Origin of the sequence: Nonomuraea marmarensis (assembly GCF_043197025.1) — a bacterium.
GTDB lineage: Bacteria > Actinomycetota > Actinomycetes > Streptosporangiales > Streptosporangiaceae > Nonomuraea > Nonomuraea marmarensis.
The window spans coordinates 21,396-34,975 of record NZ_JBICRM010000034.1 but is presented as its reverse complement, the minus strand read 5'-3'; the positions used below and the strand labels follow the sequence as shown (position 1 = coordinate 34,975).

Annotated in this window: 27 protein-coding genes and 1 pseudogene; all 28 read right to left on the bottom strand. The window is 68.3% G+C overall.

Annotated elements, in window-relative coordinates; all coding sequences use genetic code 11:
• Positions 1-174: 174 nt before the first annotated feature.
• The 28 genes and pseudogenes from ACFLIM_RS39045 to ACFLIM_RS38910 all read right to left on the bottom strand — a co-directional run bounded on the left by ACFLIM_RS39045 (position 175) and on the right by ACFLIM_RS38910 (position 13,368).
• On the bottom strand, positions 175-459 hold the full coding sequence (locus tag ACFLIM_RS39045) for a hypothetical protein (protein ID WP_393173751.1): 285 nt from the start codon (positions 457-459) through the stop codon (positions 175-177).
• Entirely contained in the window at positions 456-773 is a 318-nt protein-coding gene (locus ACFLIM_RS39040; protein ID WP_393173749.1) for a hypothetical protein, read from the bottom strand. The genes ACFLIM_RS39045 and ACFLIM_RS39040 overlap by 4 nt, the downstream gene beginning before the upstream one ends.
• A 265-nt stretch (positions 774-1,038) precedes the next feature.
• On the bottom strand, positions 1,039-1,458 hold the full coding sequence (locus ACFLIM_RS39035; protein WP_393173747.1) for a hypothetical protein: 420 nt from the start codon (positions 1,456-1,458) through the stop codon (positions 1,039-1,041).
• A 168-nt stretch (positions 1,459-1,626) separates the two neighbouring features.
• Positions 1,627-1,803, bottom strand: a pseudogene (locus ACFLIM_RS39030) (DnaJ domain-containing protein); the annotation flags it as partial.
• 307 nt (positions 1,804-2,110) lie between these two features.
• The gene (locus tag ACFLIM_RS39025; RefSeq protein WP_393173745.1) at positions 2,111-2,371 is read right to left on the bottom strand and encodes a hypothetical protein; all 261 of its coding nucleotides are present in this window, start codon (positions 2,369-2,371) and stop codon (positions 2,111-2,113) included.
• A gap of 4 nt (positions 2,372-2,375) precedes the next feature.
• Positions 2,376-2,687, bottom strand: a complete 312-nt coding sequence (locus ACFLIM_RS39020; protein WP_393173743.1) for a hypothetical protein — start codon at positions 2,685-2,687, stop codon at positions 2,376-2,378.
• An 89-nt stretch (positions 2,688-2,776) separates the two neighbouring features.
• Positions 2,777-3,331: a hypothetical protein gene (locus ACFLIM_RS39015; RefSeq protein WP_393173741.1), complete on the bottom strand. Its 555-nt coding sequence runs from the start codon at positions 3,329-3,331 to the stop codon at positions 2,777-2,779.
• Positions 3,331-3,654, bottom strand: coding sequence for a hypothetical protein (locus ACFLIM_RS39010; RefSeq protein WP_393173739.1), 324 nt, complete (start codon positions 3,652-3,654; stop codon positions 3,331-3,333). The genes ACFLIM_RS39015 and ACFLIM_RS39010 overlap by 1 nt, the downstream gene beginning before the upstream one ends.
• Positions 3,651-4,052, bottom strand: a complete 402-nt coding sequence (locus ACFLIM_RS39005) for a hypothetical protein (protein WP_393173737.1) — start codon at positions 4,050-4,052, stop codon at positions 3,651-3,653. The genes ACFLIM_RS39010 and ACFLIM_RS39005 overlap by 4 nt, the downstream gene beginning before the upstream one ends.
• A complete protein-coding gene (locus tag ACFLIM_RS39000; protein ID WP_393173735.1) occupies positions 4,049-4,504 on the bottom strand; it encodes a hypothetical protein in 456 nt (151 codons plus the stop codon). Before ACFLIM_RS39000 ends, ACFLIM_RS39005 begins: the two co-directional genes overlap by 4 nt.
• The gene (locus tag ACFLIM_RS38995) at positions 4,497-4,832 is read right to left on the bottom strand and encodes a hypothetical protein (RefSeq protein ID WP_393173733.1); all 336 of its coding nucleotides are present in this window, start codon (positions 4,830-4,832) and stop codon (positions 4,497-4,499) included. Before ACFLIM_RS38995 ends, ACFLIM_RS39000 begins: the two co-directional genes overlap by 8 nt.
• A gap of 22 nt (positions 4,833-4,854) precedes the next feature.
• The gene (locus ACFLIM_RS38990; RefSeq protein WP_393173731.1) at positions 4,855-5,142 is read right to left on the bottom strand and encodes a hypothetical protein; all 288 of its coding nucleotides are present in this window, start codon (positions 5,140-5,142) and stop codon (positions 4,855-4,857) included.
• The gene (locus tag ACFLIM_RS38985) at positions 5,139-5,315 is read right to left on the bottom strand and encodes a hypothetical protein (RefSeq protein ID WP_393173729.1); all 177 of its coding nucleotides are present in this window, start codon (positions 5,313-5,315) and stop codon (positions 5,139-5,141) included. Before ACFLIM_RS38985 ends, ACFLIM_RS38990 begins: the two co-directional genes overlap by 4 nt.
• A 95-nt stretch (positions 5,316-5,410) precedes the next feature.
• A complete protein-coding gene (locus tag ACFLIM_RS38980; protein ID WP_393173727.1) occupies positions 5,411-6,034 on the bottom strand; it encodes a hypothetical protein in 624 nt (207 codons plus the stop codon).
• Positions 6,024-6,386 carry a hypothetical protein gene (locus tag ACFLIM_RS38975; RefSeq protein ID WP_393173725.1) on the bottom strand — a complete coding sequence of 121 codons (363 nt, stop codon included), beginning with the start codon at positions 6,384-6,386 and terminating at the stop codon, positions 6,024-6,026. The genes ACFLIM_RS38980 and ACFLIM_RS38975 overlap by 11 nt, the downstream gene beginning before the upstream one ends.
• Positions 6,386-6,634, bottom strand: a complete 249-nt coding sequence (locus ACFLIM_RS38970; RefSeq protein WP_393173723.1) for a hypothetical protein — start codon at positions 6,632-6,634, stop codon at positions 6,386-6,388. The genes ACFLIM_RS38975 and ACFLIM_RS38970 overlap by 1 nt, the downstream gene beginning before the upstream one ends.
• A complete protein-coding gene (locus ACFLIM_RS38965; protein ID WP_393173721.1) occupies positions 6,631-7,317 on the bottom strand; it encodes a DUF6248 family natural product biosynthesis protein in 687 nt (228 codons plus the stop codon). Before ACFLIM_RS38965 ends, ACFLIM_RS38970 begins: the two co-directional genes overlap by 4 nt.
• Positions 7,314-7,715, bottom strand: a complete 402-nt coding sequence (locus ACFLIM_RS38960) for a WhiB family transcriptional regulator (protein WP_393173719.1) — start codon at positions 7,713-7,715, stop codon at positions 7,314-7,316. Before ACFLIM_RS38960 ends, ACFLIM_RS38965 begins: the two co-directional genes overlap by 4 nt.
• Positions 7,712-7,981: a hypothetical protein gene (locus ACFLIM_RS38955; protein WP_393173717.1), complete on the bottom strand. Its 270-nt coding sequence runs from the start codon at positions 7,979-7,981 to the stop codon at positions 7,712-7,714. Before ACFLIM_RS38955 ends, ACFLIM_RS38960 begins: the two co-directional genes overlap by 4 nt.
• Positions 7,982-8,062: 81 nt before the next feature.
• Complete coding sequence (locus tag ACFLIM_RS38950; protein WP_393173715.1) at positions 8,063-8,221, bottom strand: hypothetical protein; 159 nt, start codon at positions 8,219-8,221, stop codon at positions 8,063-8,065.
• On the bottom strand, positions 8,218-8,517 hold the full coding sequence (locus ACFLIM_RS38945; protein ID WP_393173713.1) for a hypothetical protein: 300 nt from the start codon (positions 8,515-8,517) through the stop codon (positions 8,218-8,220). The genes ACFLIM_RS38950 and ACFLIM_RS38945 overlap by 4 nt, the downstream gene beginning before the upstream one ends.
• On the bottom strand, positions 8,514-8,801 hold the full coding sequence (locus ACFLIM_RS38940) for a hypothetical protein (protein WP_393173711.1): 288 nt from the start codon (positions 8,799-8,801) through the stop codon (positions 8,514-8,516). Before ACFLIM_RS38940 ends, ACFLIM_RS38945 begins: the two co-directional genes overlap by 4 nt.
• An 8-nt stretch (positions 8,802-8,809) precedes the next feature.
• Positions 8,810-9,121 (bottom strand): HU family DNA-binding protein, encoded by a 312-nt coding sequence (locus ACFLIM_RS38935; RefSeq protein ID WP_393173709.1) that lies wholly within the window; start codon positions 9,119-9,121, stop codon positions 8,810-8,812.
• Positions 9,122-9,149: 28 nt separating this feature from the next.
• Entirely contained in the window at positions 9,150-9,743 is a 594-nt protein-coding gene (locus ACFLIM_RS38930; protein WP_393173707.1) for a hypothetical protein, read from the bottom strand.
• Positions 9,744-9,808: 65 nt separating this feature from the next.
• Positions 9,809-11,491 (bottom strand): recombination directionality factor, encoded by a 1,683-nt coding sequence (locus tag ACFLIM_RS38925; RefSeq protein ID WP_393173705.1) that lies wholly within the window; start codon positions 11,489-11,491, stop codon positions 9,809-9,811.
• Positions 11,491-12,576 carry a hypothetical protein gene (locus ACFLIM_RS38920; protein WP_393173703.1) on the bottom strand — a complete coding sequence of 362 codons (1,086 nt, stop codon included), beginning with the start codon at positions 12,574-12,576 and terminating at the stop codon, positions 11,491-11,493. Before ACFLIM_RS38920 ends, ACFLIM_RS38925 begins: the two co-directional genes overlap by 1 nt.
• The gene (locus ACFLIM_RS38915; RefSeq protein WP_393173701.1) at positions 12,573-12,911 is read right to left on the bottom strand and encodes a hypothetical protein; all 339 of its coding nucleotides are present in this window, start codon (positions 12,909-12,911) and stop codon (positions 12,573-12,575) included. The genes ACFLIM_RS38920 and ACFLIM_RS38915 overlap by 4 nt, the downstream gene beginning before the upstream one ends.
• 37 nt (positions 12,912-12,948) lie before the next feature.
• On the bottom strand, positions 12,949-13,368 hold the full coding sequence (locus ACFLIM_RS38910) for an excisionase family DNA-binding protein (protein ID WP_393173699.1): 420 nt from the start codon (positions 13,366-13,368) through the stop codon (positions 12,949-12,951).
• Positions 13,369-13,580: the final 212 nt, after the last annotated feature.

Genomic DNA, 13,580 nt, shown 5'->3' with positions numbered 1-13,580 from the left:
CGAACCTCAGAGATTTTCCGAGTCTCCGACGTTGTGGCCTGGCCGAACGCCCTTTTGCGCCCTGCCTTGCTGCTGCCCTTGTGTCGCCTTTCCCCTTGTGTGGCGCTATGTGGCCCGTAGAGCGTCGTTGATCATGCTCCGTGTCTCTCAGGACGGATCCGACATGCTAGCGCTTCAGCTTGCGTCTGAGCGCGTTCTAGGGGGGTCCTGGTCGTGTTCTCGCGTGCTGCTTTCGTAGTGGCTGAAAACCATCAGCGACGAGTAGGAGGAGCCGGGGCCGTGTGTGGAGCTGCAGGTCTTGCAGTGGTCGAGGTCTCCGGCCTTGGTCCATCCGAAGGCGGCGGATGCGGTGCTGCGGGCGTCGTTGATGCTGGTGGGTTCGGTGATGCCGCACAGGTTTGCGCAGTGGTCGGTGTCGCAGGCGAGGACGATCATGCGAATGCTCATGTAGGTGATCACGTGTCGTCCTTGGTGTGGCGTCGGTCGATGATGCGTTGGGCGTGGGCTCGATGGGCGGCGTACTGCTCGGGGGTGAGCCGCTGCTGCTGGGATGCGATCTTGATGACGGCGTCTCGGACGCGGAGGCGGTCGCTGGGGTCGTCCCTCGCGGCGAGGAACGCTTGGAGGACGAGGTGGCCGTTCCAGGGGCAGCTGACGAGTTCGCGGAGGACCTGGTCGAGGTCCCAGTCTGCGCGCATTTGGACGAGGAGCGCGGCGAGGGGGCCGTATGCGTGGCGGAGGGTGGGCTTGTTCTCGTGCTGGGTCTGGGGCATGGGGTGGGGTCCTCCTGCTTGCGTGAGTGCTTGCGTGAGCTGATGGTCTTCTGAGTCGCGCGATCTTGTTCCCTTCCACCTCAGCCACGTACGGGGGGATCCATTAAGGGATATAGAGAAGGGAAAGCTAGTAGGGATAGGGGCCCCCGCTAGAACGTGACCTAACGGAGGGTTTGGTTACGGTCTGAGCGTGACCACGGGCCACGCTGTGGCCGTAACCAAACTCCCCCCGATTCCATGATCATTTAAAGGTTATCCACAGGCTTCAACGACCGGTTTGGCTGCGGTCTGAGCGTGACCTATCTTTCGGCGCTGGCGGGAGTTCCACCGACGCCGGCAACGGAGGCAGGCGGTAGTCCACCGCGTGCCCCCGCCGCGCGAACACCGGCCGCCCGAGAGAGTCCGTGTCGATCTGAACCCGGACCTCGATCCCCCGAGCCGCGAGCCGCTGCAATGCCTCGCTCAGGCCCCGCGTGCCGAGCCCGGTCCGTATCAGCAACGTCTCCGTCAACGTGATCTTCGTGCCGTCTTCTCTGCGGTCCCCGCGATGCCACAGCATGCGGCGCGTCGTCTTGTTCGCCCGCTCCGCAATGATGAACAGCACACACCGGTCCGAAGCTGGCATCCCCTGCGCGGCAGGCGTTCCAAGCCACGAAGCCACCTCCCCGACCAGGCTTTCGGCCACCACTCCCCCTGTCGTGCATCATCGTCCTTGAGGGAAGGGCGGTCATATCAGGTCACACCGGTCGTCCTCGGCCTCAACACCGTAGTGCCAGCCTCGACGGCGGCTCTCGTCATCTGCCATGTGCTCTCCTCCATGTGGTCACCGGCCCGCGCGCGGAGCCCGGCCGGTCAAGTCGTACATCTTGCGTTTCGCGGGGTCCGACAGGGTGTCGTACGCCTCCGTCACCCTTTTGAACCGTTCGGCCGCCTGCGGGTCGTGGTTGACGTCCGGGTGCAGCTGCCGGGCGAGCCGCCGGTACGCCCTCTTGATGTCGTCCTGGGTCGCGGCCCGGTCGACGCCGAGCACCGCGTAGTACGTCTCGCCCGCCGCCGGCCTCGCCCTCGGTGGGCGCGGCGGCCGCGGTGGTGGTCTCCGCGCTGGTGGTTTGCACGTCGCGACGTGCGGCATCATCAGCCGCTCCCACGGCGCCAACGGGTTGTCCTTGGTGACGCGACGCGACCGGAGAACCCCGGCCACGTCGCGCCACACCGCGGTGTTCCCGTCCGGGTCCGGGGCGAGGTCGACCGGGAACGGCGCGCCGCTCTCGGCCTTCGTCATCCGGACCAGCTGGCCGCACGGCGGCTTGACGCCGAACCCCTTGCAGCGGCGGATGTCAGCCTTGGAGAACACGGCGCTCCCCCGACTCAGTCACCTCAGCCAAGGCCTCAAGACGGCAGGCGTGATGCTTGGCCGACGCGTGGCAGTCCGGGCACAGCAGCTCCCCGTCCGCCGCGCACTGGACGTGGAACTGGCACACGGGAGTGTGGCCCATGTGCTCGTGGACGCACGCCATGAGCAGCACCATCACCGCCTGCCGGGTGCAAGGCTCGTCGTCCGGCAGGTCGACGATGACGCACGTCTGTTCGAGGGGCACCGCGTTACTCCTGCTCAGCCAATGTCGCCGTCCGGCACGCCCGGCACAGCATCAGCACCAGGAGGATCGGGCCCTCCGTCACGGCGCTGCCGCCCACGTCGTCGCAGGTGGCGGCGCACCGGTCACACGTCGAGAACGACTCAGCTTCGTCGAAGTACGAGAGGAAGCACGCCATGCACCGCATGACACCCATCTGCCGTGGCGTGCCGAACACCGGCTGAGGACTCTGCAGATGCCCGCACCCTTGACGGCGTCGCAGGTAGGCGGCCATGAAGTCCGCCGCCACGCTGTTCACCCACCCGCGCGGCTCAATCACCGGGCCAGTGATAGGGGCGAAGACGGCGGAAACTATGCGTTCCGCGTGCTCTGCCGCCGCCAATATCTGGTCATCCAAAGGGTGCGCGCTCATACCGCCGACTCCTCCCACACGTTCAGGCCCCGGAACTTGGCGTATGCGGCGGTGCCGGCCGCGCCGCGCGATGCCGGGTGCAGGTGTGCCAGCATCGCTTTCGCGCCAACCGCCGCCAGGGTGCGTTCCACGATCGCGCCGTTCCGGTACGGCCCGGCGGACTTGTCCAACTCGGGGATATGCCACGGCGCGGGCAGGCACTCCACGACCACGCCCGGCGCGCTCATCGCCCAGTCGTAGGCGTGCATGTCGCCCCCGCCCGGGGTGCGCTTCTCCGGGTCGAACCCGACGATCAGCCGCATCGGGCCGACCTCGCCGCGCAGGCGCGTCAGGTCCGCCTGCACCTTTTCGCGGGACGCGTGACGCCACCCGGTGTAGCCGAGGGTGAACCAGTCCGGTTCGCACCAGGCCCGCATCTCCTTGTAGAAGCGGAGCATCACCAGGCCCGCCGCCCCGTCGCTGAGCCCGGAACCAGACGGAGCCTGCTGCAGGATGACGGTCAGGTGGTCCTGCTGCTCAACGCTGACCCTCGGCCGCTGGAAAGACGCCATCAGCTGCCACCCGTCCCGCGGCCGCCGAACCCGCCACGCGAGATGACCTTGCCCGAGCGGGTGGTGATCGTCGCGTTCGTCGGCCGCACGGTGGTGCCGCCGCGCACGTATCCGCGGCTGCTGCCGCCGCCGTAGATGTAGACGAAGGTGCCGTGCGAGTCGTCGCAGTAGCGGTCGTCCACGACACGGTGTGAGCCGTCCGCCTGTGCGGCCTGTTCGACGCAGTCGGCGGTCACCTGCTCGTCGGTGCCGCCGCACGCGGTCAGGACGAGCGACGCGATGGCGGCCACCGCGCCCAGCTCGATCGTTCTCGACCTCTTCATGCGTCGGCCACGGTGACGTTATCGATGACCGTCAGGGTGACTGGCTTGGCCTCAGCCTTCTCCCACACCGTGCGGCCGTTCTCGTCGCGGACGATCTCGCCATGCTCGTCGCGCTTCACCTGGTGGTTGGTGCGGTAGAAGTCGCGGGAGCTGCGGCCGGTCGGCTGCACCTTGACCCGGGTCTCGCGCTCCTCGCCCTCGTGATCGGGGTTGGCGGCGTCGTACCGCATCCACCCCCGATAAGTGCGTCTGTCGTAGACGGCCTCATAGATGTCGAGGACCTCGCCCTCCTGTATTTCGCAGGACCGGCCTGACATGCGCGGATAGAAGATCAGCGTGCCGACCGTGTACGGGTTGCCCCGCCAGTCGGTGAGCGTCATCGGCTGCTGCTCGGTCATCGGGTTCCCTCCGGGTGGTCGTTGAGGACTTTGGCCAGCTTCCGCATGGCCTGCGCGGTCGCGGTTTCGCGCCGCCGCGTCACCTCGTCGTCGAGGTAGCGGGCGAACTCGTCGGCGTGGGCCTGGACGAGGCGGGCGTGCGCGGCGTCGTGCGCCTCGTCGGACAGGCGTGCCGCGCCGGCCGCGAACGGCAGGTGCAGGGGGCACACCGCGCGGCGCCGCCCGCTGACGGAACTGCCGGAGCGGGCGAGGTGGTACGACGTGAACCGGACGAGGACGACGGCGACGGGCGGCCCGCACGGCACACCTTCCGCTTTGCGGGTGACGGCGCAGGCGGTGTCGTCGCCTTCGCGCCAGCGCCGCAGCCACGTGCTGCGGTGCCGGTACTGTCCGCTCTGGTCCTCGACGAGCTCGAACCCGTCGCCGGGGTGGTCCGGGGTCCGGCTACGCATCGGTGCCTCGCAGAGGGTTCCGGACGTCGCCCGGCAGCAGCTCGTCGAGCGCCGCGCCCCACGCGGTGAACCGGACGGCGCGGTCGTCGAGGTAGTACTTTGCGGGCAGCTTCCGGTTGGTGACGAGCAGCACGCCACGCTGATTCCAGAAGCGGAGTCCCTGGTCGTCGTGCGCGCAGTCGAAGCTGTAGTTCTCCAGCCACGGGATGACCTGCTGCGGGTCGCGTGCAGTGTGGATGAACACGGCGTAGTGCTCCATGAGTGCGCGCAGCCCGTCCAGAGCGCCCGCGATAGGGCCGTCGTAGATGGATCCGTCAGCCCAGCCCAAGGCGTATGCGTGAACGACCCCATCAAAGTCCACGGCCAGTGTTCCGCCCATCCCAGTTCACCGCCTCGTCGACGATGATCAGGCTCGGCCGGGCGCCCTGGAACTGCCGGTTCCTCTTCGCTGCCGTGTGCGGGCCGTAGTGCCAGTAGTCGCCGCACTTGTACGCCCGCAGGTTCTGGCCCGGGTGGATCTGCCGAGCCGCGACCTTCGCCATCCGCTTGTTGCGGTATCGGAGACTGCCGCACTCCTTGCAGTAGCCGAAGTGTCGGTCTGCGTCGATGGGCCTGCACGCCTGCGCTTTCCCTTTCACTGCGCTCCTTCTTCCGCTAGCTCTTCTGCTTGCATGTTCGTTGCGCCGTGCCGTACGAGACCCCGCTGCAGCGCTATTAGGGTCACGCCGAGACGTTCCGCGATCAGCGTCGCCTCGGCCTCGTTATGGAGCGACAGCCCCTCATGCTTGGAGATGAACAGGGCGTCTTCCACGAGCGCCTGCCTGTTCCTCGCCAGGGTGGAGCCCTCCAGTGTGCCGTGCTTCCGGAGCCGTTGCAGACACGCGTCACAGTGGGTCCGGCCCGGCTTCACCGGGCGGGGCATGCGCCGAACGCGCACGGCACCGCGGACCAGTCCGGCCGGGCGTCCGGGTCGTCGATGTCGACGGACTCCCACGCGGCCGGCGGCGCCCACCTGGCGCGTTGGGCGCGTGCCTTGGCCCGACTGGCGGCGAGATCGGTGGGCGGGGCCAGCTCGCGCAGGTCCGCGTAGACGACGTTGATCTCATGCGCGAGGCTTGCCGTGATCCGCCGCCCCTGCATGACGCGGGTGATGTTGGCCCAGGTGTCTCCTCGCCGCATCGCGACTCGGCGGCCGATCTCCTCGCCCGTCCAGCCCATCGCGGTGAGCGCCTGGACGCGGCGCCGTGATCCGATCGAGTCCAGCAGCACGTACCCGTTGATGGGGGTCACCGCGAGGATCTTCTCTTCGGTGGTCGGCATGACGGTCCTTTGGCCGTGGAGGAGGATGTTCCAGATGGACGTGCCGGTGATGCCGGAGTCTTCGGCGATCTCGCGGACGCTCATGGTGCGGCGCAGGAGTTGCAGATGCTGGCGGACGCGGGTGGCGTCCACTCGCGTCTTGATGCCGAGACTGTGCGCCTTCCGCTGCTTGGTCGCCGCGGTCACGCGGCGGGCCTGGTCAACTGCCATCGACATCGCCCCCCGGGGCGGGCCTGGTGTCGATGTCCTCGATCCACGCCATGATGGCTGCGGCGGCCTGGACGAGGCCCTGACGCATCGCTGGCAGCTCGTCGGCGGCCATCGCCCCGTACACCTGCTGGAGCAGGATCGACTGCCAGGTCTTCGTCTCGGGGTCGTCGTTGATCTGCCGCTCGGCGTGGGCGAGCATCGCCGGGAACTCGAACTCGACCGGCTTGAAGCTGGCACGGTCGCGGTGCTGCTGCTGGCCGTACTTGGCGTGCTGGCTCATCCGCTCCGCCAGCACCTCGCGAGTGATGAAGGCCCGCACTCTGGCGTTGGCCAGGAAGTCGCCGCCCGGCATCACATGCCTCCCGTGGACGCCAGGGGGATGCCGAGGACCATCGCGCGGACGCTGGCCAGGTCCGCCTTGGTGACGCCGTAGCCCTCCACGACGGCCACGACATCATCGCTGCACACGACCTGGTGTCTCGGCATCTGCTGCTCCTTCTTCTTGTGCTTGACAACCCGCTTGCCGGCGATCCTGCGGGGCTTCTTCTTCTTGCCGTTGCGGTACGGGGTGGGCTGCTCGTTCTCCATGGAGCCGCTCATGTGGTTGTTCCTTCCGTGTCAAAACCGGGGAGTGCGTCTTGAAGGCCGCCGGGGACAGCGACCGGGGGCACGCGTTTGGGCATCGGCCGGCACGCCCGGTCGGCCAGCCACACGGCGATGGGGGCGAGGAGTTGGCGGCGCTGGTCGAAGATGATTCCGCCGTTGAGCCAGCCGTCCGGGAAAGTGCGGCCGCGCTGCTCGGGGTAGTCGGTGTCCTCCTGGCACGGGCACAGGTCGTACAGGTCGCCGTACTGGCGGGTCGTCCGATCAGCGAAGCTCTTCGACCAGGCGTTTCGCCGGATCCAGCCCGCGTTGATCGGCGACATGGGGAGCGTGCCCGCGCAGTCGCATCGGCAGGCCCACCGGCAGATTCGGTCGGCCAGCCACACCTGCGCGACGGTCGTCGCCTGCGGTGCGCCGTCGATTGTGACGTGCGCGTATGGTTCCTTGAAGCACGCGGGGAGGGTGCCGGTCTTGTCCGCGATCATCCCCTCGTCGGACTGGCGCGGGATGGCGTTGCACCGCTCGTGCACGCCGCGGTGGCACGAGTAGCAGACGTCGCGCTGGCACTCGCACCGGGTGTACGTGCCCGGCCGGACTTCGTACTCCACGCGGCGCATGCCGTCCGTCCAGACGTGCTCGCGGATCCAGGCCGCGTCGTCCTCGGTCATCTCGGCCGTCATGACGTTGCCGTCTTCTTGGCCTGGTAGGCGGCCCGCTGGCGCGCGTTCTCGCACCTCTTGCAGATCGACGCCCGGCCGTGCTTGCCGCGTTTCTTGGGGTTGAACTCGGGCAGCGGCTTCCACTCGCCGCACCTCGTGCATGCGCGTCGCGCATTGACCAGGCGGCCGTTGAGGTGTTCAGCCCGCGTCTGCCCGGCCACGACCAGGTCCGGCAGCTGGTTCTTCCGTTTCGCCGCAGCGTCCGCGGCGCACCTGACCCGCACAGGGCAGGCCGCGCACACCTTCCGCTGCTTGTCGACGTCGTCGGGCTTCTTCGACGCGAACAGCTTCCCGAGGTCGCCGCACGCGGCATCCCGGTGCCAGTCCGGCACGGTCCCGATCGCAACGAGGAGCGTCACTCGTCAGTCGCCTCCTCCCGCTCGAAGGAGGCGCGCCGGGCGAGGAACGCCGCCCGCGCCTGGTCCAAGCTCCGCTGGTACTGGCGCGCCTGGATGACGCTGCGCAGCTCGTGCAGAGCGCCCTCAGCGACGAACGCCATGGTGAACGCCACACTGACAGCGCCGACGAAGGCGAGCACGTAAGCCGCTGGCGGCCACGCGTAGCTCAACGCCCCGAGGGCGACCGTGAGGACGAACCACGCGATCAGGCCGAACTGTATTTTCACCGTCTCTCCAATCTCATTTGCACGTGGTGAGGGGGTGCGCTGATCAGGCGCCCGCCGTGATCAGCGCACCCCCTCACCGGCTTACCTACGGCCGACCTGTAGGTACCTGACCGGGCCGGGGTTGTCCTGCTGAACGATGCGGTCGTCTTGGCCTTGGGCGCTGGCCAGGCCCCAGAAGAGGAGTGCGAGGGTCGCCAGGCCGAGCAGCACGCCAACGAGAACGTAGATCAGCACCTTCATCCGGCCACGTCCTCGGCGGCGGTGCCGGCCTCGGCCTCTCGCCCGAGCAGCTGGGCGAACGTCCACGCGCCGACCAGCGTCGTCGACCGGAGGCCGCGGCAGCCTGCGCACCGCTCCAGCACGGCGGTCTGTTCCGGCCCGAACGGCGCCATCTTCAGGTTCGAGACGGCCACCGGTGCCCACCGGCACTGATGGCGGCGGGACGCGCTGGACGCCAAGTAGCTGAACACGATGACCCCGCCGAGAACGGCGATGACGGCGCCGACGATGACGGCCGTGTCGGGTGCTCCGGTCACTGCGCAACTCCCACCCTGCAGTAAGCGCAAGCAGTACCGCCGTCGACAGGAGCGGCGGGGCCGCCCTCCTGGTCTCCCAGGAGAGCAGCCACCACCTCGACGGTGAGGTACGCCCGGTGCGGATCAAGCACATGCTGGAGGTCGTTGATCGTCGGCAGCTCGTGGTCGTCCTGGCCGACCTGCCACACGATCGTGTCGTTGACGTCCTTGGCGTACGCGGTGAACGTCCGCCGCCTGGCGTCCCACGCCGCGAAGACCCGCAGCGTGCCCCACCCTCGGAACATGTGGTGCATCAGTTCTTAGCCGCCTTCTGCGTCTGCTGGATCAGGCCGAGGAAGCCCTGACCGACGCTGAACTTCGGCTTCCACTTCTCCGGCACGTCGACCTCGTCGCCGGTGCTGGGGTTCCGCGCGGTGCGGGCCTCGTGGTGGACCAGGGAGAAGCTGCCGAAGTTGACGAACTGCACCTTGTTGCCCTTGGCGACCTCCTGCTCGATCGCGAAGATCGTCGCCTTGACGGCCTTCGTCGCGTCCTTCGCCTCGAGGCCCGTCGCGTCCGCGACGATCGCGGCGATGTCGCTGAGGTTGCGGTTGTTGTCGCTCATCTGTCCTTCTTTCGTGGTGGTGCTTGGGTCACTGGCCCGGCGCCGGGGCCGGGGCCCGGGTGGTGGGCGGGTTGAAGCTGGCCGTGCTCGGCATGGGCGCGCGGCCGTCGTGGACGAGTTGCAGCGCGTTGGCCTTTCCGGCCGGGGGCTCCTGCGGGGGGTTGACGACGGCGATGCCGTGGCCCGCGCAGTTCGGGCAGCCGTTCCCTTGGCAGGTCTGGCAGGGCGGGTTGTCGACCCGGTAGCAGGGCGCCTCCTGCCGGTGCACGGTGTACGGCGCGGACGTGTCGCCGCACATGCACTGCTTGGGTGCGGCGGCCCGGGGCTGCGCAGCGGGGGCCTGGGGTAGCGGAGCCGGGGCCGAGGTGTGAGCGGCGGCCAGCCTGCGCTGCTCCTCCTGGTTCTCCAGCCAAGCGATGCGGGCCATCACGTCGCGGTAGGCGTGCTCAGCAGTGGCCGCGATCTTGTGGTAGATGGCGGCGTTCTCCTTGAGCTCGGCCAGGTTGGTGGTCGACGTCGGCAGCCGGTATGCGCCGATCGACAGCGCCGCCTCCAGCTCGTATCGGACGTAGCCGATGCGGTCGGGGCTGAGATGGTCGGACTCCACATAGAGGGGTCGCATCAGTTCTCCTTGAGTGGGTTGGGAGGGGAAGCCCCGGCCTTGGGCACCGGCCGGGGGCAGGGGGATCAGTTCGTGGCCTGCGGGGCGCGGGCTTCCTGAATCTGGGCGAGCATGGCGTCGTAGGTGTCGAAGTCGCCGCTGGCGGCCTCCAGGACATCGATCGCGTCCTGCACCTGCTGCGGGGTCGGCGGGGCGGACATGTCCACGTTGGCGCCGGTGATGATGCTGATGTCCCGCATGACCTCATCGCGGTCCTGGATGCCGAGCTGGCCGAACAGGTTCAGCATGTGGGTGCGGCGCGCGGCCGGGTCCTGCTGCTGGGGCTGCTGCGCGGCGGCCTGCTTGGGCTTGCTGGGGTGGGTGATCGGCATGCTCTTGAGCCGCTTCATCACCAGGTCGGCCTCACTCTCGGTGAGGTCCGCTGTCGACTCGACGGGCCGCTTGACGGTCTCGGTCAGCCATGCCGCCTTGGCGGCCTTGTTTGCGGCTGTGCTGCCCTTGCCGGTGTGCGGGGTGATGCCGCGCTCGCCGATCGCGATGTTCATCGGAGTCAGGCGTTCCTTCGCCACCGGAGGGTCGTCGACGACGTCGGCGTCCTCGATCTCGTCGTCCGGCGGCACCACGACGTTCTCAGCGCTGCGGCCAGCGGGCGGCTGCACGGTCGGGGCCTGCTCGGAGCGCGGCGGCTCGGCGGGCTGGATCGTCTTGAGGAACGCCTCCAGCTCCTCAGCTGTCGCCTCCTCAATCTTCCGGCCGCGGCTGAAGTCGGTGAACGCGCCATGCAGCACGTCCATGTCGCCACCCTCCCAGGCGGTGACAACGTCCTTCCACGCCTCGGCCAGCCGGTCGATCTCCCTGGCGCGTTTGGCCGCTTCCGCCTCGATCTTCGCGCCGCTGGTCATCCACACGTCGCGGTCCGCTCGGGCCTGCCGCCACACCTGCTTCACGGTCTCGCGGGTCTGCGCGGCGCCGATCATCGCGATGTAGTCCAGCTGGTCAGGCTGGCCCGACTCGATCGCGAGACGGTCCTCCGACGCCCCAGCGCCCAGCTCCGCGTGCTCGGACCCGGCCGCCATAATGCGCGACGCCGCCTGGAAGGCGGTCATGCCCCGGATCGCGATCTCGACCTTGGTGTAGTGCTTGACCTTGCCCTTCTCCCGGCCCGTACGGGGGACAAGCCAGATGCTGACCGGGACCGCCACCTTGGTGCCGAACATGCCCTGGACCATGTCGACGAAGCCGGGCAGCTCCGCTCCGGCGTTCGCGCCGTGGGTCTCCAGCAGGAACGTCCCGATGTCCTCGATCCGGGGGATCCAGAGATTCAGGCGGGTGTGCAGCTTGCACGCCTGCTGCTGCGGCGCGTTCTCCCAGAACCTCGGCCCCCACTGCGCCTTGCAGACGCACGGCCGGTTCAGGTTCGCGACGGTCTCGCCGTCGCAGCGGGCCTGCTTGCCGCCCCTGGACCACTTCTCGTACGCCTGGTCGAGGGGGTCACGGCCGGGCGGGATGATCGCTTCGAGGGAAGTCAGCTCGGGGTTCATCAGCCGCCACTGCATCCCGCCGTCGCCCTGCGGCTTGAACTGCTCGACGTCGCCGCCGTAGATGTCGGCCAGCTGCCGGATGAAGTGCTCGAACTCCGAGGTCGGGATGAAGAACTCCGACGCCTTCGGCCTGCCCTCGAACGTGCCGAGACGGATCCGGCCGATCGTGCGGAGCCGGTGCTGCAGGTCCTTAATACGGCCGCCCATCAGGCTGCCTCCTCCACAGTCTCGTCGTCGAGGGTCAGCGCTTCGCCGATGACGTTCTTGGCGAGGCCGGTGTTGAACTCCGCGACACGGCGGATGGACTGGAACACCTCGTACATGTCGTCGCCGCACCTGGCCGGGTAGAGGTTGTAGCCTTCCGGGCGCAGGTGCAGGATCATGCCCACGTCGTGCCGGGGCGGCAGCGGGATTCGTTCGCCGTCGCGCAGCCACCCCCACGGGGCCTTGCGGTACGCGCTCATCTGCAGGCCGGCTTCCGGGTAGACGCCGTGGACGTTGCCGTCGTACGTCTGGCCGTTGAGGGTGCCGCCCGTCTTGGTGTCGCCGGGGAAGATGGTGTCCGGGGGGACGCGAAGCTTCCGCGCGAGCCGCCGGGACCGGAACAGGTAGTCCAAGGTGCCCGCGTACTCGTCTTCGTAGTGGGCGACGACCATCTCCGACGCCTCGAAGTCGATCTCCCACTCGTCGACCCACCGGTTGAAGTGCTCGAGGTACGGGCTCAGCGTCGGGTTGGCCAGCAGCCGCACCGGGGCGGGCTCGCCCAGGATCTTGCACTCGACCAGCTTGTGGACCGCAGAGCCGACGTCGGCCCGCTCGTCCTTGCGGCGGTTGGGTTCCTGCTTGAGCCACTTGATGAACTCGGCCCGGCCCTCCTCGGTGCGGGAGGCGGCGAGCATGTCGATCACGTTGTCCATCGCGGTCTCGGCGGTGACCTTGGCCGCCCAGAAGACGAGCGCCTCGTGCGCGGACCCCTGGTTGAGGATCGTCGTCACCGACCGCAGCATCGCCCCGGTCACGTGGTCCTTGTAGAACCCGGCCTTGCTACGGCGCGGGATGCGGGCGGTCAGGATCGGAGCTCCGGAGCCGGTGCACGGCAGCACGTCGCCCTTGTTCGCCTTGTGCTTGCGGATCGTGCCGCCCTTGTTGACCTTCTGCAGGTTCTTGCACTCCCCCGGGCAGAGGTAGACCTCGGGGAACGCCGCCAGGTCCTCGGGCTCGGGCCACTCGTCGGCGCCATCGGCCAGGCCCTCGGCCAGGTCCTCGGCGGCGGCTGCTGCGAGTCTGCTCACGTGCTGGTCTCCATTTCGTACATGGCCTGCACGTACGGGTGCACCTGCTGGCCGCCGGGCCACGGGACCTTCCGGGGCTCGTCCGCCTCGACGCTGGCGATCACGCAGCACGCGACGCTGATCAGGTCGTCGGCGTGCAGGCCCGCGTACGCGGGCGAGCAGCCGTCTTCGAGGAGCAGGCCGACGAGGAGCTTGCGCAGCGGCCCGAACGCCGGGCAGGTCAGGTGCCGCGCGGCGTGCATGGCCACGAGGGCGTACTTCCGGTCGAACGGCAGGTCCGGGCCCTTCGGCGGGCCCGTGTTACTGCTAGCAAGAGTGCTTGCATCAACGCTCATGGTCGTGGGGTCTCCTATGTGTGTGCTGGTGGGTTGGTTACGGGACGGTTTGGGTGGACCGTCTACGCCGGGGGGGTGTGTCGACGCCGTCGACCAGGGCGAGCGTGGCTTCCGCCGCGGTGATGCGAGCGGTGAGGGTTGCCAGCTCGTCGTTCGCTTCCTGTATGGCCTGCTGCGTTTCGGCGAGTTGCTGCTCGGCGGCCGTGAGCTGCCGGGGGATGAAGCCCTGCAGCAGGTACTCGGCCAGCAGCGGGCGCGGGATGCGATACCCGCGCCGTCCGGTGCGGATGTAGCCGAGCCGGTTGTCCTGCAGGAGGTAGAGGACGGCACGGTCGGTCACTCCGAGGACCTTCGCGACCTGCCCGACTTGGAGCATCTGCTCACCGTCCGGTGCGGCGGCGTCGATGAGGTCGCCGACGATCTGCTCCGGCGTCGTTGCCGTGTTTGCGCTGGTCATTGGCACCTCCCGAGTGGTTTGTGATCTTCGTTTTGAAGATCAACGAGCTTCGGAAACGACACTACTCGGTTGTTCGCGAAAAGCAAGCTACTTCGCGAAATTTCGCGAAATGAAAGAAGTTACGTAGCGTGACGGATCTTTCGCGAAAGGTGCGCACGTTCGCGCAGCAGCTGATACGGTGGCGCCGTGCAGCAAAAACAGAAGACCGCCGC